Genomic DNA, 2,284 nt, shown 5'->3' with positions numbered 1-2,284 from the left:
CCATTCACGCGTCTCAAGGCGGAAATCGGCCACTGCTCTTGTCTCCGATGCGGCTCAGGGATAGCGGGGATGATAGGTTGACGGGAACGTAAAGCAAGCGAGGGGCGCGGGATGGATTTTTCCGTTACGGAACGTGAGGCTTACTATCAGGGCCGCGTCCGCGACTTCATCGAGACTCACGTCCGCCCCCGCGCAGGCGACTATAAGAAGCAGATCGCGGCCGGCGACCGCTGGCAGCCGGTCGAGGTGATCGAGGAGCTGAAGCCGAAGGCGAAGGCGGCAGGCCTGTGGAACCTGTTCATGCCGCCTGGCTCCGCGCTCCGGCACGTGGACGAGACGTTCGAGTTCGAGGGGACGCAGCTCTCGAACCTCGAATATGCGCTTTGCGCGGAGGAGATGGGGCGCATCCTCTGGTCGGCGGAGGTGTTCAACTGCTCGGCGCCCGATACCGGCAACATGGAGGTGCTCCACCGCTACGGGACGCGCGAGCAGAAGGAGCAGTGGCTGCGGCCGCTGATGAACGGCGAGATCCGATCGGCCTTCCTGATGACGGAGCCGGGCGTCGCCTCGTCCGATGCCACCAACATCGAGACCGAGATCCGCCGCGAGGGCGACGAATATGTGCTGAACGGCCGCAAATGGTGGTCGTCGGGCGCCGGCGATCCGCGCTGCAAGATCGCGATCGTGATGGGGAAGACCGACACTGGGGCGCGCAAGCACCAGCAGCAATCGATGGTCCTGGTGCCGCTCGACGCGCCGGGTGTCACGATCGAGCGCGCGCTCACCGTCTACGGCTATGACGATGCCCCGCACGGCCACATGGAGATCGAGCTCAAGGACGTCCGCATCCCCGCCTCGAACATGCTGCTCGGCGAAGGACGCGGTTTCGAAATCGCCCAGGGGCGGCTCGGCCCTGGCCGCATCCACCATTGCATGCGCACGATCGGCGCGGCCGAGGAAGCGCTGGCGGCGATGGTGAAGCGCCTCCAGAGCCGCGTCGCCTTCGGCAAGCGCTTGTCCGAGCACAGCATCTGGGAGCAGCGCGTGGCGCAGGCGCGAATCGACATCGAGATGTCGCGGCTCCTTTGCCTCAAGGCCGCCGACATGATGGACAAGGCCGGCAACAAGGCGGCCAAGCTCGAGATCGCGATGATCAAGGTACAGGCGCCGAACATGGCGCTTCGCATCATCGACGATGCGGTGCAGGCGCACGGCGCGGCCGGGGTCGGCCAGGATTTCGGCCTCGCCTACAGCTGGGCGGGGATCCGCACCCTCCGCCTCGCCGACGGGCCGGACGAGGTCCACAACCGGGCGATCGCGCTGATGGAATTCGCAAAGCACCCGGTGGAGGGCCTGCAATGAGCCTGTTCGATCTCAGCGGAAAGGTCGCGATCATCACGGGCTCGTCGCGCGGGATCGGGAGAGCGATCGCGGAAGCGATGGCGGAGCAGGGCGCGAAGGTCGTCATTTCGAGCCGCAAGGCCGAAGCTTGCGAAGAGGCAGCGCAGGCGATCAACGAGCGGCACGGCGACGGCACCGCCACCGTCGTTCCCGCCAACATCTCGTCAAAGGAGGATCTTCAGAACCTCGTCGACGAGACCCGCCGGCAGCTGGGAAAGATCGACGTCCTCGTCTGCAACGCGGCATCGAACCCCTATTACGGCCCGATGGCCGGCATCGCCGACGACCAGTTCCGCAAGATCCTCGAGAACAACGTCATCGCCAATCACTGGCTGATCCAGATGGCCGCGCCTGAGATGCTGGAGCGGAAGGAGGGCTCGATCATCATCGTCTCCTCGATCGGCGGCATGACCGGCTCGACGGCGATCGGCGCCTATAACATCTCCAAGGCCGCCGACTTCCAGCTCGCCCGCAACCTTGCCGCCGAGTTCGGCCCCGCAGGTGTTCGCGTCAACTGCATCGCCCCCGGCCTCATCCGCACCGATTTCGCCCGGGCGCTCTGGGAGAATCCGGATACGCTGAAGGCGGTGACGCGCGGCACGCCCATGCGCCGGATCGGGGAGCCGCACGAGATCGCCGGCGCCGCTGTCTTCCTCGCCTCCCCCGCCTCCACCTTCATGACCGGCCAGTCGATCGTGGTCGACGGCGGCTCCACAATTGGAGTGGGCCTTTGAGGCTGGCCGGCAAGGTCGCGATTGTCACCGGCGCCGCATCCGGAATCGGCAAGGCATCGGCGGCGCTGTTCGCCGCGGAGGGGGCAGCCGTGATCGCCTCCGACATTAACGCAGCGGAGGGCATCGTCGCCGCCGATGCAGGCCGCGAG

General features: G+C 66.4%; 3 protein-coding genes. All 3 read left to right on the top strand.

The window, feature by feature from the left end; genetic code table 11:
• Positions 1-111: 111 nt before the first annotated feature.
• The gene (locus VF662_RS03025; protein WP_464137542.1) at positions 112-1,362 is read left to right on the top strand and encodes an acyl-CoA dehydrogenase family protein; all 1,251 of its coding nucleotides are present in this window, start codon (positions 112-114) and stop codon (positions 1,360-1,362) included.
• Positions 1,359-2,135, top strand: a complete 777-nt coding sequence (locus VF662_RS03020; RefSeq protein ID WP_464137540.1) for an SDR family NAD(P)-dependent oxidoreductase — start codon at positions 1,359-1,361, stop codon at positions 2,133-2,135. The genes VF662_RS03025 and VF662_RS03020 overlap by 4 nt, the downstream gene beginning before the upstream one ends.
• Positions 2,132-2,284: SDR family NAD(P)-dependent oxidoreductase (locus VF662_RS03015; RefSeq protein WP_464137544.1), on the top strand; the 153-nt coding region annotated here is incomplete at its 3' end. The genes VF662_RS03020 and VF662_RS03015, both read left to right, overlap by 4 nt.

Origin of the sequence: Allosphingosinicella sp., from assembly GCF_036387215.1 — a bacterium.
Lineage (GTDB): Bacteria > Pseudomonadota > Alphaproteobacteria > Sphingomonadales > Sphingomonadaceae > Allosphingosinicella.
This window is presented reverse-complemented; position numbering and strand designations above follow the sequence as displayed.